General features: G+C 51.9%; 14 protein-coding genes. 13 read left to right on the forward strand and 1 reads right to left on the reverse strand.

Features of this window, described 5'->3' with window-relative positions; genetic code table 11:
* The first annotated feature begins 136 nt into the window (after window positions 1-136).
* The 6 genes from BGO59_RS20130 (at window position 137) to BGO59_RS20155 (ending at window position 8,826) form a co-directional block, all read left to right on the forward strand.
* The gene (locus tag BGO59_RS20130) at window positions 137-3,481 is read left to right on the forward strand and encodes a SusC/RagA family TonB-linked outer membrane protein (protein WP_293686094.1); all 3,345 of its coding nucleotides are present in this window, start codon (window positions 137-139) and stop codon (window positions 3,479-3,481) included.
* 36 nt (window positions 3,482-3,517) lie between these two features.
* Window positions 3,518-5,041: a RagB/SusD family nutrient uptake outer membrane protein gene (locus BGO59_RS20135; protein WP_293686096.1), complete on the forward strand. Its 1,524-nt coding sequence runs from the start codon at window positions 3,518-3,520 to the stop codon at window positions 5,039-5,041.
* Between the two features lie 91 nt (window positions 5,042-5,132).
* A complete protein-coding gene (locus tag BGO59_RS20140; RefSeq protein WP_293686098.1) occupies window positions 5,133-6,065 on the forward strand; it encodes a dihydrodipicolinate synthase family protein in 933 nt (310 codons plus the stop codon).
* Between the two features lie 35 nt (window positions 6,066-6,100).
* The gene (locus BGO59_RS20145) at window positions 6,101-7,216 is read left to right on the forward strand and encodes a kelch repeat-containing protein (RefSeq protein ID WP_293686100.1); all 1,116 of its coding nucleotides are present in this window, start codon (window positions 6,101-6,103) and stop codon (window positions 7,214-7,216) included.
* Between the two features lie 4 nt (window positions 7,217-7,220).
* On the forward strand, window positions 7,221-8,504 hold the full coding sequence (locus BGO59_RS20150; RefSeq protein WP_293686102.1) for an MFS transporter: 1,284 nt from the start codon (window positions 7,221-7,223) through the stop codon (window positions 8,502-8,504).
* Between the two features lie 67 nt (window positions 8,505-8,571).
* Window positions 8,572-8,826 (forward strand): hypothetical protein, encoded by a 255-nt coding sequence (locus BGO59_RS20155; protein WP_293686104.1) that lies wholly within the window; start codon window positions 8,572-8,574, stop codon window positions 8,824-8,826.
* Between the two features lie 67 nt (window positions 8,827-8,893).
* On the opposite strand, the gene BGO59_RS20160 is transcribed toward BGO59_RS20155, so the two are convergent.
* On the reverse strand, window positions 8,894-10,534 hold the full coding sequence (locus tag BGO59_RS20160) for a 2,6-beta-D-fructofuranosidase (RefSeq protein WP_293686106.1): 1,641 nt from the start codon (window positions 10,532-10,534) through the stop codon (window positions 8,894-8,896).
* Window positions 10,535-10,628: 94 nt separating this feature from the next.
* Between BGO59_RS20160 and BGO59_RS20165 the strand changes: the two genes are divergently transcribed.
* The 7 genes from BGO59_RS20165 to BGO59_RS20195 all read left to right on the forward strand — a co-directional run bounded on the left by BGO59_RS20165 (window position 10,629) and on the right by BGO59_RS20195 (window position 19,111).
* Entirely contained in the window at window positions 10,629-11,198 is a 570-nt protein-coding gene (locus tag BGO59_RS20165) for a DJ-1/PfpI family protein (RefSeq protein ID WP_293686108.1), read from the forward strand.
* 187 nt (window positions 11,199-11,385) lie between these two features.
* Window positions 11,386-12,531: a sensor histidine kinase gene (locus BGO59_RS20170; RefSeq protein WP_293686110.1), complete on the forward strand. Its 1,146-nt coding sequence runs from the start codon at window positions 11,386-11,388 to the stop codon at window positions 12,529-12,531.
* Window positions 12,531-13,235: a LytTR family DNA-binding domain-containing protein gene (locus tag BGO59_RS20175; RefSeq protein WP_293686112.1), complete on the forward strand. Its 705-nt coding sequence runs from the start codon at window positions 12,531-12,533 to the stop codon at window positions 13,233-13,235. Before BGO59_RS20170 ends, BGO59_RS20175 begins: the two co-directional genes overlap by 1 nt.
* A gap of 385 nt (window positions 13,236-13,620) precedes the next feature.
* Window positions 13,621-14,778 carry a DUF3500 domain-containing protein gene (locus BGO59_RS20180; RefSeq protein ID WP_293686114.1) on the forward strand — a complete coding sequence of 386 codons (1,158 nt, stop codon included), beginning with the start codon at window positions 13,621-13,623 and terminating at the stop codon, window positions 14,776-14,778.
* A gap of 141 nt (window positions 14,779-14,919) precedes the next feature.
* Complete coding sequence (locus tag BGO59_RS20185) at window positions 14,920-16,206, forward strand: HupE/UreJ family protein (protein ID WP_293686116.1); 1,287 nt, start codon at window positions 14,920-14,922, stop codon at window positions 16,204-16,206.
* 14 nt (window positions 16,207-16,220) lie between these two features.
* Window positions 16,221-18,485 (forward strand): TonB-dependent receptor, encoded by a 2,265-nt coding sequence (locus tag BGO59_RS20190; RefSeq protein WP_293686143.1) that lies wholly within the window; start codon window positions 16,221-16,223, stop codon window positions 18,483-18,485.
* A 203-nt stretch (window positions 18,486-18,688) separates the two neighbouring features.
* A complete protein-coding gene (locus tag BGO59_RS20195) occupies window positions 18,689-19,111 on the forward strand; it encodes a hypothetical protein (RefSeq protein ID WP_293686117.1) in 423 nt (140 codons plus the stop codon).
* Window positions 19,112-19,231 lie beyond the last annotated feature (120 nt).

Genomic DNA, 19,231 nt, shown 5'->3' on the forward strand with positions numbered 1-19,231 from the left:
CCCTGTATTAAGTCCGACAATATTCGGTAAAAAGAATAATAAATAAAAAATATTCCTGTTTTTTTGATTATTAAGTATAACATAATAATTTTGACCCATCGATTTATTCCTAGTTTCACCCAAAAAGAGTTGATCAATGCCAACATATCCTAAAACTACCAGGCGATATGTAATACTTATTATCAGCCTATTTATTTGTCTGACGGGTTGGGCGCAACCAATCAGCCTGACGGGAACCGTTCGGGACAAGCGTACTGGCGAAGGGTTACCCGGTGTCAACGTAACGATAAAAGGCGCCACCCGCGGAACAGTGTCTGACAGCGATGGGCGTTTCTCGCTCCCAGCCCAGCAGGGCGATGTACTGGTTGTTTCCCAGATTGGAATGGCAACGCAGGAAATTCCGGTCGGTAATCAAACGACCCTAACCATCGACCTGGCCGAAAGTGCTCGTAGTCTCGATGAAGTCGTAGTAGTGGGATACGGACAGCAGAGCCGCCGAACCCTGACCGGCTCGGTTGCCAGCATCGATAATACAGTGCTTAAGTCTGTTCCACGTACCAATGCCGCCACGGCCTTGCAGGGTACTGCGCCCGGCTTACGGGTACAGCAAACGTCTGGTCAGCCCGGCTCGACACCCACCATTGTGCTACGCGGGGGTACGGACTTCAGCGGTTCAGGTACGCCTTTATACGTCGTGGATGGGGTGATTGTGCCTTCTCTATATGGCATCAATGCGCAGGACATCGAAAAAATGGACGTATTGAAAGATGCTGCGTCAACGGCTATTTATGGAGCACGGGCTGCAAACGGGGTGATTCTGGTAACGACGAAGAAAGGTAAGAAGGGCCGCACATCCGTAACCTATACCTTTAAACATGCCGCCAACTACATCCGCCGGAATCCGCTCCAGTACATGAGTGCCGAGGATTATATTAAATGGAACCGACGGGGTCTTGCCAGTCGCTACGCAGCGGCTCAGGCTGACAACAACACGGCCGAAATGAACAATACCCGCAACCAACTGACGGGTGCCTGGGGCTGGGGACTGAACTCGGGCTGGACGGCTCCCGATGGAAAATATTCGACTCAGCAACTGACCAATACGAACCGGAGCCTGCTCAACGATCCGCAATACCACCTGCTGGTCGACCAGAATCCTTTCAATCCAGCGCAGATGGACAGCATCCTGTACCGATCAACTACCCAGCGGGAACTGGAAGACCTGATTTTACAAACTGGCGTCCTGAACGAACACTACCTCAACGCATCGGGCGGCAACGATATGGGCAATTTTTCTCTGGGCGTAGGAAGCCTGAGCGATCAGGGCATCATTATTGGCTCGGGCTTGAAACGATTGAATCTGAATTTCAACGGTGGGCTGAATGTCGGCAAAAATCTGACCATAGGGCTAAACCTGGCGGCTTACAATGCTAGCAGTACACCTTCGTACCTCACGGCCGATGCCAGTGGCAGCTTATCCGGTGGTCTTGTACAGCGGTTTACAGGTATTGCCCCAACTGTCCGGCTCACTCGTGATGGCACAGGCGAACAACTACCGGGTGTAGATGGCAGCACGCTCGGCAACCCAGCCTACTTCAGCGATAAGTTCATCAACAACACGAACGAACAGCGGTACTCGGGCGGCCTGAATGTGGAATATCGGCTGGCACCGTTCCTGAAAGTATTGGGCAGCGCTTCCGGCTATTACCGCTATACCACCAACGACCAGTTTACCAAAGCCTATATCAATGGAACTGGCGGGGCACTCGTTTCGACCCGAAATGCGTCCTTCTCCAACGTACGCACCAGCCAATACACCTACAACGGATTTCTACAGTACGATAAGGATTTCGGCCTGCATACGATATCGGTACTGGGTGGTGGTGAGTTCTACGAATACCGCCAGTATTCTTACGGGGCTTCGGCCAATCTGGCAGCTACTGATTTTATTCCGTGGTTATCGGCCTCGACGGCTGCGGTTGGGATTCCAACATCGGCCTTTAATAGCTGGCAACGACTGGCATCGGGCATCGGACGGATCAACTACAACTACGCCGATAAGTACCTGCTGACGCTGAACATGCGGTATGACGGTACGTCGAAACTGACAACGAACCGATACGGATTCTTTCCGGGGGTATCGGCGGGCTGGAACATGAGCAACGAAACCTTTTTTGCCAATTCGCCCCTGAAACAATTTGTCTCTGTACTCAAACCCCGCATCAGTTGGGGTGTAAACGGCAGTATTAACCCGCTGGATGCCAGTGGCAACCCGATCATCGGCGACTATGCTACAACACCCCAGTATGCCAACGTCGGTATCTACAACGGACAACCTGGCTTTGCTGCCAGCGGCATTACTAACACCGATCTGCGCTGGGAACGAGCCAGTACGCTCAACATCGGGCTGGACCTGGGCCTGTTCAATAACCGCGTTACGTTCATTGCCGATTACTTCATCCGTAATGTGTACGACAAAATTTCGACGCTCAATATTCCGGGCTGGACGGGCTACAACAGCTACGTCACTAACCTGGGGCAGCTACAAAACCGGGGCATTGAACTGGACATCCGCACGCAGATCATCCGGCCCAAAACGGAAGGTGGTTTGTCGTGGTCGGTCAATGCAAACCTGTATAGCGTCAAGAACTTTGCCATCAAATTGCCCAACAACGGTTTGCCGCTGAATCGGCAAAGTGCGTCGCAGGTATTCGACCCGACTACCAATCAACTGGTTTGGGTAGGCGGTTTGCAGGAAGGGAAACGAATCGGGCTGGATCAGGTCTACGCCCCCATTTACGACGGCATCTATACCACACAGGCCGAACTCGATTCCCGCGCCAACTTCTACAACTCGTACCTGCCCTACACCAACAAACGAATCAAGCTTCTGGGCGACGCCCGCTGGCGCGACCTCGACCGCAACGACTCGCTCGACTACCGCGATTTTGTATACGTAGGCCGTACCACACCAACCGTTCAGGGCGGTTTTTCATCGAACCTGAGCTGGAAAGGGTTTACGCTGTTTGGCCAATTCGATTATTCGTTAGGGTTTGTGATTCTCAACCAGTCGTATCTGCGAGGCTTGTCGCAGGTGCAGGGATCGCAGAACGGGCCGGTAGACATAACCAATACCTGGTCGCCGGATAACCCGACGGGTACGCTACCTCGCTATTACTGGGCCAACTACGCCCGTAACTACTTTACCGATGCGGGCGGCAGCACAACGGCCCCGGCCAACTTCTGGCAGAAAGGTAACTACGTAGCCCTGCGTGAACTAACGCTCAGTTACGACACACCTGCCCAACTGCTGGAACGACTGAGCCGCAAACGGGTACAGGGGCTACGGGTCTTCCTGACGGGCTCCAATCTGGTGTATTTCACGAAGTATAACGGCACCTTCCCCGAAGTGGGTGGTAACGATGTCGGCCGTTTCCCGCTGCCTCGTACCGTCACCTTAGGCGCTACGATTAGCTTATAGTCTGTTGGTTGAGACTACAACACAAACCGAATCATCATGAAAAAACATACACTTATCCTCGCTCTTACAAGCTGTTTGAGCCTATCGGCGGGGCTCTTTTCCTGTCAGCAGCAGTTGTCGGAGGTTGTTCCACAAACGTCACTCAATCAATCCCTGGTACTGTCGGATGCCAATGCCGCTCAGACCCTGTATACAGGTGTTTATGCGTCGCTGCGTACGTATCAGGCTACGCTGTTCCAACTTGGCGAAATGCGCTCCGATATTTGGGCTGACGGGCTATATACCGAATCGGAAGATGGAACGCTCAAACAGCTCTGGTCGCAAAATATCAGCGCAACCAACGTTCCGTTTACCAACTGGGCGGGTCTGTATACGCTCATCGACCGAATCAACACGGTTATTAAATTATTCCCTAATTCACCCCTGGCCGAAACGACGCGTAATCGGTATCTGGCCGAGATGTACGGACTTCGGGCCTATATGTATTATACCCTGCTCAAGACTTGGGGCAGCGTTCCCATTACCACCGAACCCGTTACCTCGGTCGATAACCTAAGTGATCTGTACCGCGAGCGATCTACACCCGAAGCGGTTATGCAGCTCATTAAAAGCGATCTGGAGCAATCACTGACCCGGTTCGCAGGCGACAATTCGTTTACACCCAAACGCGTTTACTGGAACCGGGCCGCTACCCTGACTCTCAAAGGTGATGTGTTCATTTGGTCGGGAACGCACATGGGGGGCGGTGCCGCCGATTTTACCACCGCCCGCACCGCGCTGGATGAAGTGAAAGGACTATCGACGCTGGGGCTACAAACCAACTATGCCGACATCTTCGACCCAACCAAAGAAACCAATAACAAGGAGATCATTTTTGCGCTGAGTTTCGAGAAAAACGAGTCGACCATGAATGCATACGGCAGTTTTCAGGTCAACACTACCCAGGCAGGTACGCTTGTTCTGGACCCCGTGCCTGGTCCAGCCGTAACCGTCAGTTCGGCGTACCCCTACGTAGCCGGTGCCAGCCGGGTTGGTATGTCGCAGGCTATGATCAATCGGTTAAGCGATCCGAAAGATAGCCGGGTACGCCCTTCGTTCCGGGTTATGTATCGCAACACAGCGGGTAATCCAACAGCGGGCGTACTACTGACCAAATTCATCGGGCGGGTGGATGCCGGAACGCAGTTGTACGACAATGATTTCCCGATTTACCGCTACGCCGATGTGCTGCTTTTACTGGCCGAAGCCAAGGCTAAATCGGGCGTTGATCCTTCGGCCGAGATCAACGCCATTCGGGCACGGGCGTACGGGTCAGGATATACGCCCTACACCAACGGGAGCCAGGATGCGAATATGAATGCCATTCTGGACGAATACCTGCGCGAATTCATTGGAGAGGGTAAACGCTGGTGGGCACTCCGGCGGGCCGGTAACACCTACGTATTCAATGCGATCAATCCGGTGTATCTTCCTGCTTCGCAGACGTATAAACTGGCTCTTCCAATTTCCATCACCATGCTAAACACCGATCCGAAGCTGACGCAAACAGCTGGGTATTAATCGAAAAAATTTCATCATAGGTTGGTAATTATGGTATTTCTCCGGGAGATTTCCCGGAGAAATCTAAACACTGACCGAATCCGATACACGCATGACTAGTCAATCAAAAATTACGGGTCTGGTAGCCGCTCCGTTCACACCCATGCACCCCAATGGGCAGCTCAACCTCGACCTTATTCCTCAATACGCCCGGTTGCTGGCTCAGAATGGGGTGAAAGGCGCTTTCGTAGGTGGCTCTACAGGCGAAGGCGTTTCGCTGTCCTATCCTGAAAAACAGCAGTTGATTCAGGCATGGGGCGCGGTTGATGAGCCTGACTTGCAGAAAATCATGCTGGTTGGCGGTACGTCGCAGTCCGAAAGTATTCTGCTGGCCCAGCAGGCGGCTCAGCATGGGTTCGACGCAGTAGCCGTACTGGCGCCCTACTATTTTAAACCCGCTACGGTAGAGTTGCTGGCTCAATTCTGCATCGGTATTGGCAATGCGGTTCCCGAGATTGGTCTGTATTTTTACCACATCCCTGCCCTGACGGGAGCCAACCTGTCGATGATTGATTTTATGGCCTGTATCGACGGGCGGTTACCGAACTTCCGGGGCATCAAATACACCCATAACGACCTGATGGACTACCGACGGTGCCTACTGTATGGCAACGGAAAATATGACATCCTCTGGGGCTGGGACGAGATTTTTCTGGCCGCTATGGCCATGGGGGCACGGGGAGCCGTCGGAAGTACCTTCAATTACGCGGCCCCGGTGTATCACGAACTTATGGCCGCTTTTGATGCCGGGGATGTGACGAGAGCGCAGCAAATGCAGGATCGATCCATCCAGATTGTGCGGCTACTGGGTAAGTATGGCGGCATTGCTACCGGGAAAGCCTATATGCGGGCCATCGGTCTGGATTGCGGACAGTTCAGACTACCCGTAATGAACATGACCGACGAACAGTATCAGGCGTTCCTAACCGACCTGCGGTCAATTGATTTTCATGCGTATGCGTCGCAGATGCCGGTAATGGCCTAAGCTCCATGAACCGGCTGTTTATACTCCTACTTCTCATGCTAACCTTACCGACTCATCTTCCAGCGGACGCACAATCCTCGTTCCGGTACGGGACACTACCGGAATTACCGAGCATCGACGGCAAACCCAATCCTGGTGTGGCGGGGGCTTTTGCGGGTATCAGCCATGGGGCCTTGCTGCTGGCTGGCGGTGCCAATTTCCCCAATGGCTACCGCTGGCAAAATGGCCGTAAGGCATGGCAATCAGCTGTATATGTACTTTCGGAGCCGGGCAAGTCGACCCATTGGCAATCAGCCGGTACGTTGCCAGGACCGCTGGCCTATGGCGCATCGGTGTCCTGGAATGAGCAGTTGATCTGTATAGGCGGTGCGAATGCGGACCAACAGCATGCAGCGGTCTTCTCATTAACGTGGCACCCCAAAACCCGGCAGGTGATTACCAAAACCCTGCCCGATTTACCCCTTGCACTGGCGAATCTGTCAGCGTCTGTGTTGGGCCACGAACTGTACGTGTTCGGTGGCGAATCGAGCCAGGGTTCTGTCAGGAGCCTGTTTGTGTTGAACCTGCAACATCCCGAATCCAGCTGGCAATCCCGCGCCGATCTGCCAGGGCAGGCACGAAGTTTTACAACTCTGGTAGCAATGCCGGATGCCGATGGAGGTAGTCTGTTTGTCCTGGGCGGTCGGCAAACGGTGGCGGGGCAGACCACGGTTTTTGGGGACGCCTACCAATATCATCCGAAGCAGAATACCTGGCAGCGGCTAGGCAATTTACCCGTGGCCGTGGCCGCCCATGAAGCGGCTGGTGTAGACACCAATCGGCTGTTGCTTTTCGGGGGCGATGATGGCGTTCGACTCCGGCAAATTGAGGCCCTCAATAACCAGATCACCAACCAGCCAGATCATCCTGAAAAAGCGAAATGGGTAGTCCAGCGAAACGATTTACAGATGAATCATCCGGGTTTTCGACGCGAAATCTGGCAATACCGAACCGATACGAAACGCTGGGCGGTGGTGGGGCATATGCCCTTTCCGGCTCCCGTTACAACGACGGCTATTCGTTGGGGGAAATCATTTCTGTTGCCTTCCGGTGAAGTATCGCCGGGTATTCGTACGCCCACTATTCGGCTAATCACCTCTGTCAGCCCTTAACCGTATGAACAAGATGGTTTATACCCGATCGTATGCCTGGGTCGTTGTAGGACTGCTCTGGCTAGTGGCGATGCTGAACTATATGGATCGGCAGATGCTGGCCACGATGCGCCCCGCCATGCAGGTCGATATTCAGGCGCTGCAATCTGCGACCAACTTTGGCCGTCTAATGGCCATTTTCCTCTGGATTTACGGACTGATGAGCCCTGTATCTGGGCTCATCGCTGATCGGCTGAACCGGAAGTGGCTGATTGTCGGGAGCCTGGCGGTATGGTCGGGGGTTACCTTTTCGATGGGCTATGCCACTACATTTACCCAGCTTTACACCTTACGGGCTATCATGGGCATTAGCGAAGCGCTGTACATCCCATCGGGGCTGGCCATGATTGCCGATTACCACACCTCCCGAACCCGATCACTAGCTGTTGGTATCCATATGACCGGACTGTATGCGGGTCAGGCGCTGGGCGGATTTGGGGCAACAGTGGCCGGAACATACTCCTGGCAACTGGCTTTTCAGGTATTTGGGCTGGCCGGACTGGTCTATGCGCTTGTTCTGAGTCTCTTTCTCCGCGAAATCCGCCGGGAAGCACAGGTAGCCGAGTTGGAGCCAACGCTGGATCAATCAACCGATTCACCTTGGCAAAGCCTGGGCCTACTGCTAAAAAATCCGTCGTTCTGGATTATCCTGTTGGTTTATGCCATCCCCAGTTTACCGGGTTGGGCAACGAAAAACTGGCTCCCGACCCTGTTTGCTACGAACCTGTCCATCGACATGGCCAGTGCCGGACCTCTTTCCACCATCAGCATTGCCGTTTCATCTTTTTTAGGCGTTATCCTCGGCGGTATTCTGTCGGATCGATGGGTACAAACCAATGTGCGGGGGCGGATTTATACCAGTGCCATCGGACTATCGTTGACCATTCCGGCGCTGATGCTGCTAGGCTTTGGCAGTTCGCTGATTCACGTAGTGGGTGCAGCCCTTTGCTTCGGAATAGGCTTTGGAATGTTCGACGCCAACAACATGCCCATTCTCTGTCAGTTTGTTCCCGCTCAACGACGGGCAACGGCTTATGGACTGATGAATATGACGGGCGTTTTTGCCGGGGCGCTGGTAACAGACTGGTTGGGCAAATCGACCGATGCCGGAAGTCTGGGCGCGGGTTTTGCGTGGCTGGCACTCATCGTAGTGGGCGCACTGGTCATGCAACTGGTGTGGCTCAAACCCAAATCCATCGACTACGTACCGACCGATAAGGCAACAAACCCGCCGTTGATCCGCTCATGAGGCTTTCACGTCTAGGGCAAATTGGCGCTTCATCTGGGGCCTGGCTAGCCGACCCGTCCACGCGCAGTTGCGATTAGGCGATATCTGGCAGTCAGGCATGGTCATTCAGCGCGTAGGTGCCTGGATTGACTTCCATAATTACGGGCGTTCCGAAAAAGATGCATCGCCCCCGGCTGGTCAATGGGATTATAAGGGTAGCCGCATCTGGCTCAATGGAAAGGTTATCAACTACGCCTTTGTCCGTCCGACAGGTACGAACTACGACGTTGCGAGTGAGTTGCTATTCTGTACCGATCGACGCCTTTCACCTCGCAGCGACTAAAGTAGATTTTAGTACCTGTAGCCAGTGATACTATTTTGCTACAGGCATTGAGCTATCTCTGAAATCCTTATTTCCAGATCGATTTTGCGGTATATAACTTAAAACTCTTCACATCAATACGGTTACCCCAAAACTGAATAGCTTCTTTGGCGGCCGAAACCGGCTTTCTCGCGAGAGAATACGAATAAGCTCCTCCATCGATGAACACTTCGATACTAGTCCGATCGACATAAATATCGGCGGTCAACTCCATACTGGTCATGTTCTCCGGAGAATAAAAGACGCCATTGACCAGGTTCGAATTCAGGTCATAATCGAGTATCCGCTGACCGAAAAGCGAAACCCCCGCGCTGGTTGCATGCGATAGTTTAAGCGTTGTAGTCAATCGAAATCGGTCTAGCTCTTTAAAGGATTTCACTTTTTCGTTGGCTTCGGCTGCGCTCAGATCACTCCCCTGCTGAACCAGATCGAACAACTGTTCCGTCTCTTTGACGGGTAAACTAACCAGACGGTGACCATTTTTGGTGGTTCGCAATTGTAGCTCGGTGGGCAGAAGCATCTGATTATTGAAGGGCATACCCGGTTGCGAAATACGGCCCCAGCCAATCTGAATGCGTCGGGGATCGGTTTCGGGCATATTGGCAAACGTTTGTGCGGCATAGATGCTACCCGTCGTATAATAATGTTTACCGGACTCGGGCGTAAAGGTTTTGCCATCAAACGAGCCAATCATGTACGTGGCCGATGCGCCATACATGACCCATTTTGTTTTGCGTTTATCCCCATCTATGGGCAATTCAAACAAGTCTGGACATTCCCAGAAGCCCGTCACATGACTCTGATACGTCCATTCTTTCAGGTTTTTTGAGGTATAAATCGAATGGCCGTCCCGTTCGTTGAGCACCATTACCCAGTGATTGCCCGGCTTATACCAAAACACTCGTGGATCGCGCGTATCCTTACTATTCCACTTCGCTTTGGAGTCGACGAGGGGGTTCTTGGCATACTTTGTCCAGGTACGGCCTTTATCCAGGCTATAGGCCATACACTGAACCTGTTTATCTGGATTATCGACAGTAAACAACGCAATCATCGCCGGTGTATTGCCCCGGTTGAAACCAGCCGTATTCGCATAATCGATGACAGTTGATCCCGAAAACATCGTCCCCAGGCTATCGGGCGAGAGGGCTGTCGGTAGCTCCTCCCAATGAATCATGTCCCTGCTGACGGCATGGCCCCACGACATGTTTTCCCAATCGCGTTCGTAGGGGTTATGCTGGTAAAACAGATGGTACTCTCCCTCATAGAAAATCATGCCGTTGGGGTCGTTGATCCAGCCCCGGCGGGAAGAGAAGTGATACTGCGGCCGATTGGTCTCTTTGTATAGCGAATCCTGCCCGGCGATTTTATCATCCTGATAAACTTGGGTTAACCCCTCCGAATTGCCATCGTAGCTGATGGTAATGGTTTTGCCTTTCAGCGCAGCCATGTCGCAAAACACCCAGTAGTCGGGCTTTCCGGTCGCCAGTCGTATTTTAAACGAGCGCTCTGGTTTACCCTGTACTGTAAACTGCATGGTTCCCCGGCCCTGCATCTGCGATACGGGCAAGTTCAGGTAACGTTTGGTAATGGTTAAGGGGAGGCTCTGCGACTGTACTGAACCACTGATCCATACGAGCATACAGATGAGCTTACCGGCTGATTTCATTCATAATAGGGGTTTATCCGATTGAAGTATAAACGGCAGGATTTATACTTTAAGGTGCAGAGATCTATAAACCGTGTTCTAACTCCTTATCTACATGAATCGCAAAATCTTAGTCGTTACGGGCGATGGAGGTGAAAGTTATGAAACCCTGTATGCTGTTCACCGTTTTCAGGAAGAAGGTGATACCGCTGTGATTGCGGCTCCCAGCAAACGCCGACTTAACCTGGTGATGCACGATTTTGAACCGGGTTGGGATACCTATATGGAGCGCCCCGGCTATTGTCTGGCTTCCGACCTGACCATTGCGGATATAGTGGTCAATGATTACGACGCCATTCTGCTGCTGGGAGGTCGCGCTCCCGAATACCTGCGCAACCATGCCCCCTTGCTGGATGTTGTGCGCGAGTTCGACCGGCAGGGTAAATGGGTTTTTGCCATCTGCCATGGCATTCAGATTCTGGTTACGGCGGGTTTAGCCCACAACCGAACCCTAACGGCTTACGAGCATGTGCGTGCCGAAATTGAAATGGGCGGAGGAACCTACGCAACCGAACAGGCCGTCCGCGACCGGAACATGGTTACGGCTCAGACCTGGCAGTCGCACCCAGAGTTCTACCGCGAAGTGTTTGCCTGCCTCCGGGAATCGGAACTGGTGGGGCAATGAGGGAATAGGGCATACCTAAGCCCTACCCTTGTATCTTTATTAGCCACCCGTCCCCCTTTACCCCTGTTTTTCGCTTATTAGCCACAATTATTACCAGCCGCCAACGGGCTCGTATACTTTTGTATTTTTCGGTACGTAGTAAATGGTCGCCTGGTTTAGAATCCATAAAACCCATATTTTAATCGGAATGGCTTTGGCCGTTCTGCCAATTGTCTATTACGGATTCAGCGGAGCAAGCGTTTCGCCTTTGCGCCCTCATGAGCATCTGGTTCAGAACAGCCTGGCCTATCTTTTCCTGATAACCTTCTCGTACATTAACCATACGGTATTTGTACCGCGCCTGTTTCTGAATAAGCGGTACCGACGTTATGTCCTTATAGCCATTAGCTGTATACTGACCGCTGTTTATCTGCCCTATCGAATTGAACAGTGGTTTTTCTTTAAAACCCCCTCAGAGAACACTCCGCAAGCCTGGTTCCGACAAATCTTTATGGAAGAGATGATGTTGGGTCCCCACGATGCTTCCCCTTTTTCGTCCCATGCTGACGGCCATAAGCCTCGCTTTGAGTCATTCGATCATTCACACCGACCAGACGACCATCCCCATCACGGAGAAGGGCCTGATAGTCGTCACGGTAACACATTTACACTATTACTCCCGGTCAAGCTGGCCATCTTTTTCTTGATCGGCAGTGTGAGTACCCTCATCTCAATTTCAGTTCAGACAGCGAGTCGGCTTCATCAGGTCGAAAATGACCAGTTGCAGGCTGAGCTTCGCCAACTCAAAGCGCAGATCCAGCCGCATTTTCTGTTTAATACCCTCAACAGCATTTATGCACTGGCCATTCGTCAGGACGAGCAAACTGCTGATACGATTGTAAAACTCTCGGAGTTCATGCGGTATATTATCCGGGATGCCCATCGGGATAACGTGGCTCTGTCGCGGGAGATCAACTACATCGCCAATTACATCGACCTCCAGAAAGCGCGCTTACGAGATGCCGTTCGGATCAACTACCAACTGGAAGGGAATGAAAACCATCTAGAAATTGCCCCCTTACTGCTCTTCTCCTTCATTGAAAATGCCTTTAAATACGGCGTAAGCCCGGATGAAGACTCTTACATAGACATTCATGTACGAATTGAGGAAAATCGGCTGAGCCTATACGTAGCCAATAAAAAAGTACAGATCAGCCTGTTCGAAAACTCAACAGGGATAGGCCTGCAAAACACCCGCGAACGGCTTCGGCTTCTATACCCAGATGCCCATGAACTAACCATCGACAACGGCCCCAACAAGTTCCGTGTTCATCTTCAGCTACTATTATCCTGATGAAAGCCATCGCCCTCGACGACGAACGTCCTGCCTTGGATGTGATTGAAGCCTTCTGTAACCGAATGGAGGCAGTAGAGCTGGTCAAAACATTCATTCGTACCGGAGAGGCTCGTCTGTATCTGGAAACAAACCCGGTCGATCTGATCTTTTTAGACATCAACATGCCCAAAGAGTCGGGGCTCGACTTTTTCAAATCCATCACGCAGCAAACCCTGGTCATTTTTACAACCGCCTACAGCGAATACGCTCTGGAAAGCTACGAAGTCGAAGCCGTTGATTACCTCCTCAAACCCTACACGTTCGACCGATTTGCCAAAGCCGTCCAGCGAGCGCAAACCCGATGGCGGGCGCTCAAGCAACTCTCCGGTGAAAACACAGGCAACACCGAGCGTACGCACCTTTTCTTTCGGGCCGATTACGGATTGGTGAAAGTGACCATCGCCGATATTCTCTTCATAGAAGGTCTGGACAATTACCTCAAAATCCATTTGCAGGACGGAAAACCCATTGTATTGCGCCTTACCCTTAAAGCCATACTGGACGAATTACCACTCGGAAAGTTCACTCGCGTTCACCGATCATTCATTGTAGCTCTTGATAAAATTGAGGCCATCCGTAGCAAAATGATCCTGATCGACGATGAAGAGATCCCCATTGGCAGCAGTTACGAAAAAGAGTTCTTCAGCCTCTTCATGAAATAGACAGACTATAACCGCAAGGGAGCGATGGTCACAACGAATGGATTTTAACCCCTATTCGTTGCGCCCATCGCGCCCTTGCGGTGTATCTGAAACCCGGCAATTGACCCCGGAAGATTCCCTATTCACCACAAAGTCGGTGCAATTACCCCCAAACGAATGGGGTTAACCACTCTTTTCCCACTGCCCTGATTCTGTACACGACCTTTGTACGGTGATTTATCTGGCTTGACATCACAACAGACAGATGAATCGCAAAAGAGTCTGTTCGCCACAACTTTCCAGCTCTTTACCCCAACACGGTACGGGTTGTGCAACAGCGATTCATGGTTATAAGTACTCGGTAATAAACACTTAGGCACTGAGCAACCGCTGCTCAACTTTCATTATGAAACGCAAAAACCTATCGATCTTCCTGCTCTTATTCGTAGGCTTCAGTAGCCTTTTTGAAGGCTGCAAATCATCCGATGTTGACGCCACCAGCTCAACCAGTACATCTACAGGCACATCGACCGGCACCACCACAGGTTCTACAACGAGTAATTCCAGCTCGATCACGACAGCCCTGGCGGTCACCGCCACCACGACAACCTGCAATTCGACGGGCGTGGCCCAGATCGTCTGCCTGGCCGAAGCGTTCAAAGCTACCCTGAGTAGTACCCAACTGGCAGCTACTCAGCTGACGTATTCCAAAACCAACGCCCAAAAATGGTCAAACCTGCCCGCAGGCATGTCGGCCCGGGTGGGCATTAACCTGGGGTCGCTTAGCGATACGCAACTGGCCGCTTTCCGTAACCTGATGGTCGCTGTACTGACGTTAGGGACTACTGACGAAGGATACGATGAGATGATCGGCAATCTGGTCGCTGATGATTACCTCAGTTCTATCGGTGGCGGTTCTACTTATGGAGCTGGCAATTATTACATCTCGTTTCTGGGTACACCGAGCACCAGTAGTTTGTGGGCCATCCTGTTCACAGGCCACCACTACACCCAGCCCATCACCTTCAATGCCGGAGCTGTTACGGGCGTTACCCCTGCCTTCCGGGGCACTGAGCCACAGGCCGCTGTTACCGCAGCCAACCGCACTTACCAGGCTTTTGAGCAGGAGCGTGTCGCTTTCGCAGCCATGCTGACCGGACTGAGCACAACCGAACAGACAACAGCCAAACTATCGGGCTCTTACAGTGACCTGGTGCTGGGGCCGGGGCAGGATGGCAAATTCCCGGCAACCAAGTCGGGGTTGCAGGTGGGCACATTGAGCAGCGATAAGCAGGCGCTGGTATTAAAGGCGATCAAGCTTTACGTCAATGATCTGGACGCCACGACATCAGCGGCTATCCTGACCAAATACACCTCAGAACTAGCCAATACGTACATTTCGTATTCAGGCACAACAGCCATGAGTTCGCAGGGGGACTATGTTCGGGTTGATGGGCCGAGTGTCTGGATCGAGTTTTCGTATCAGGGCGGAGTCATCATCAAAAATACGCCCCACTCCCACTCCGTATGGCGTGATCATTCGGGTGATTACGGCGGCAACTAAGCTTACTGATAAGACGAGCGTTCCGAATTCAGCCATTTATTTCGTCGATTGGCGAATGAAGTGCACCATACTATTATGACTATAAAGCTTTTGCCACGAACTACATCAGGCCGTCTCATCAACCATCTATCCAGATGGCTGATGAGCATTATCCTGATCATAACAGCCCTTGGGTATTCCCGCCCGGCCAATGCCCACCCTATGCCGAACTCGGTGGTATTGCTCAATGTCCACGCAAACCGCATCGATGCTGAACTACAGATTCCACTGGTCGAGCTACAATCCGCCTGGGGGCATGCTGTCAACGATTCGTCAGAAGGGCTGGTGGAACGGCTGGGGCCTCAACTACGGGACTACCTCAAAACGCACATTCGTCCACAAAGCCCCGATGGGCGCTTCTGGACGGTATCGATTGGGGAGCTAACCGCTCACGAAAGTCAGAATCCAATTACCGGCGTGTACCGCGAACTAACAGCGCAGGTACAGCTGATTCCTCCGGCAGGAAGCGATGTGCGGCAGTTTATGTTTCATTACGATGTGGTGCTGCATCAGGTAATGACCCACAAAATTCTGGTGTCGGTCCGTCAGGACTGGGAACGTGGGCAACTGGCCGAAACGAACCCCGTTCAGGTGGGCGAAATCAGTCTGGACATTGTGAATAACCGCATACTGCCGCTCCCGGTCAATTTGGCGTCGGGCAGCGTCTGGACGGGCTTTATGGCTATGATTAAACTAGGCAACCAGCACATTGCCGAAGGCACCGACCATTTATTGTTTTTACTCGTTCTGCTCCTACCTGCGCCACTGCTGGTAGACAGGCAACGTTGGGGGCAATTTGGTGGAGTTCGCTACAGCCTGAAACGGTTGCTGCTGATTGTAACCGCGTTTACCATCGGTCATTCCATCACCTTACTGTTAGGCTCAATTGGCTGGGTTCGGTTACCATCTCAACCCGTTGAAATTCTGATTGCCGTATCGATTCTGGTATCGGCTATTCACGCTGTCCGACCTGTTTTTCCCGGTCGTGAAGCCTGGGTAGCGGCTGGGTTTGGTCTGGTCCATGGGCTGGCCTTTGCCAGTACATTGGCGAACCTACAACTCGATGCCGGTCCGATGGCGCTGAGCATTCTGGGCTTCAATCTGGGTATTGAACTAATGCAGTTGGCCATCATCCTGGTAGTCATTCCCTGGCTGATGCTCCTGAGTCGTACAACCGCCTATACCCTCGCCAGGCTGTCAGGCGCTTTTCTGGCAGGTATTGCCGCCCTCGCCTGGCTTACCGAGCGGGTATCAGGCCAGCCTAATCTGTTAACAAAAGGGATTGAAGTCTTCGCCCGTTATGCTCCCTATGGCCTTATCGTATTAGCTTTGCTATCGCTTTACCTAACCTGGCGGATGAGACTAGCAAAGCCGTTGCCAACAGCGTGAAGCCTTATGAAGAAATGGCGAAAAACCTACTCACGACACTTGTTATCGGATTGCTGACGTTCCAGACCGCCTATGCCCACCTGGGTACGCTTACGGGTGTCGTGTTTGATGGCAATACTCATTTACCCCTACGGGATGTTACGGTACAATTGATAGGTCTGGGTAAAGCCACGCTGACCGATGAACTGGGCCGTTATCGCTTCGATGGTCTGGTAGAATCACCTTACAAAGTTGAGTTCTCGCACATTGGGTATGGAACAGTTACCCAAGACATTACCATTACAGACGACCAGACAACGCACGTTCAGACGGCATTGACGGTAGCCCCGGTAAATTTGAGTTCAGTAACGGTGTCGGCCCTGAAGGCTAATACCCAGCAACTGATTAGCAGTCTGGACATTCGCCTGCGGCCTATTACGAACTCTCAGGAAATTCTGCGGCTGGTGCCTGGCCTGTTTATTGGGCAGCATGCAGGTGGTGGTAAGGCTGAGCAAATCTTTCTGCGGGGTTTCGATCTGGATCACGGTACCGATATTCGGCTGACGGTCGATGGGATGCCGGTTAATATGGTGTCGCATGCGCATGGGCAAGGTTACGCCGATCTGCATTTTGTGATTCCTGAACTGGTTGAAGGGGTCGATTTCAAAAAAGGGCCTTACACGAGTGATAAAGGCAATCTGGCAACGGCAGGCTGGGCTGATTTCCGAACCCGTACCACGCTGGATCGCTCGTTTGCCAAGCTGGAAGCGGGGCAATATGATACCTATCGGGCCGTGGCAGGCATCGATCTGTTAGGACAGAAAGGCAAAGCCAACAATCAGTCCGCTTTCCTGGCGTCTGAATACTCCTATTCCAACTCCTACTTCGATAATCCGCAGCATTTCAAGCGGGTGAATGTAGTAGGCAAATACCACAGCCACATTGCGCCCAACACCAATCTGACCCTGACAGCCTCTACCTTCTGGAGTAAATGGAATCACTCGGGCCAGATACCCGACCGGGCCGTTGAATCGGGCTTGATCGGCTGGTTCGGCTCCATCGATCCGACCGAAGGTGGCGAGACCAGTCGTTCGAATCTGAACGCCCAACTGATCACCGTAACGCCCAAAAATCATACGATCAAAAACCAGTTCTACTACAGCAACTATAACTTCGAGCTGTATTCCAACTTCACGTTCTTCCTCAACGACAGCCTTAACGGCGATCAGATTCGCCAGAAAGAACACCGGAACCTCTTCGGCTACAACGGCAGCTATGCCACGCAAACTTCCATTGGCCAAACGCATTGGACCACGACTTTCGGCACTCAGTATCGACAGGATATTACCCATGATACGGAATTATCACATACTAAAAACCGGGTAGAGACCCTGAATCAGATTCAGTATGGAAACGTCAACGAAATCAACGCAGCCCTCTATGCCGATGAAGTCATTCAGGTGTCGAGTCGCTTCAGTATCAACGCGGGCGTTCGGGTCGATTATTTCCGTTCACAATACACCGATCTACTGACCAATCCCGCATTAACCCGACGCACATCGCAGGCCATTGTATCGCCCAAACTGAACTTCTATTACACCGTCAATCCGCATTTTCAGCTTTACTTAAACAGCGGTAAGGGCTTTCACTCCAACGATGCCCGCGTTGTTACGGCCCAGAATGGGCGGGAGATTTTACCTGGTGCCTACGGGGCCGACCTGGGAATTATCTTTAAACCAATTCCTAAATTGTTTATCAATGCAGCCGCCTGGTATCTGTACCTGAAGCAGGAGTTTATATATGTAGGCGATGAGGGCGTAGTCGAACCTAGTGGGCGCTCCCGTCGCCAGGGAATCGATCTGTCGGCCCGGTATCAGCTTACCAAAAGCCTGTTTGCGGATATTGACCTGAACACAGCCACCCCTCGCTCACTGGATGCAGAAGCAGGCCAAAACTATCTTCCGCTGGCTCCGGTATTTACCTCCACAGGAGGCTTGTCCCTACAAACAGCGTATGGCCTCAGCGGCTCCCTACGCTACCGCTACATGGCCGACCGACCAGCTAATGAAGACAATAGCATTGTAGCCAAAGGCTATTTCGTAACCGATATGCAACTGAACTACGCCCGTCGGCAGTATACCCTTGGCCTGTCGGTGCAGAATCTATTCAACACGCGCTGGAAAGAAACCCAGTTTGCTACGGAGAGTCGGCTGAAAGGAGAAGCAACTCCGGTCGAAGAAATACACTTTACGCCCGGTACGCCCTTTTTTGCGCGGTTAAGCCTAACCTACTTTTGGTAAGTGCGGACTTACACAAAGCCGCTCGTATCGACACAATTCCACCCGATACCGCGCTACCTCCTACCAGTGGTAATTCATATCGAAAGAGCCCATCAGTCGGAGTGCCTGTTTTCCTCGACAATTGTTTTCCTTCTTCGCTTTTCGTGTTTAAGGACTGCGTTATTACCCAGATGAGGTATATTTATTTCGACATCCAGGGTACTATGAAACGCTTCTCGTTCGTACTGATTTTTACGGTATATATGTCCGGCTTAAAGGCCCAGTCCTTGCTGGAAAAGCCACAAACCTATGCAAAAGCCTACACGCTGGCTATCCATACACCTGTATACAGCGATAAACGTATAGCAATGGGTAACTTTTCTGACTCCGTCTGGACCGACACAACCAGGCTAACCCGCGACTACTGCGACTTCCAAAAGAGCTACATCAGGGAAAACGAAACGAAAAGCATACAGGCAAATGCTCACGACAGAGCCCGACGCAATGCCGGCATGGCTAATCTGGAGCGGGTTTTAAACGCGCTATTTGACTACTGTCTCACGGAAGTTGCCGCCGGAAAAACAATTTCTCAATACTGTGATGCCAACGACTTTCCCTGCCCACCATTTAATCTCTATAAAAAATAAAGAGTACGGGTGCCTTCTAAATTAAGGTATCTGCGTGAATTAATGATGCCTCAACACAAGCATGACACCATTGAAGAATCTACGCATCCGCCCATCAATTTTAGGACTTATCTAATAACC

It is taken from the genome of Spirosoma sp. 48-14 (assembly GCF_001898575.1).
Taxonomy (GTDB): domain Bacteria; phylum Bacteroidota; class Bacteroidia; order Cytophagales; family Spirosomataceae; genus Spirosoma.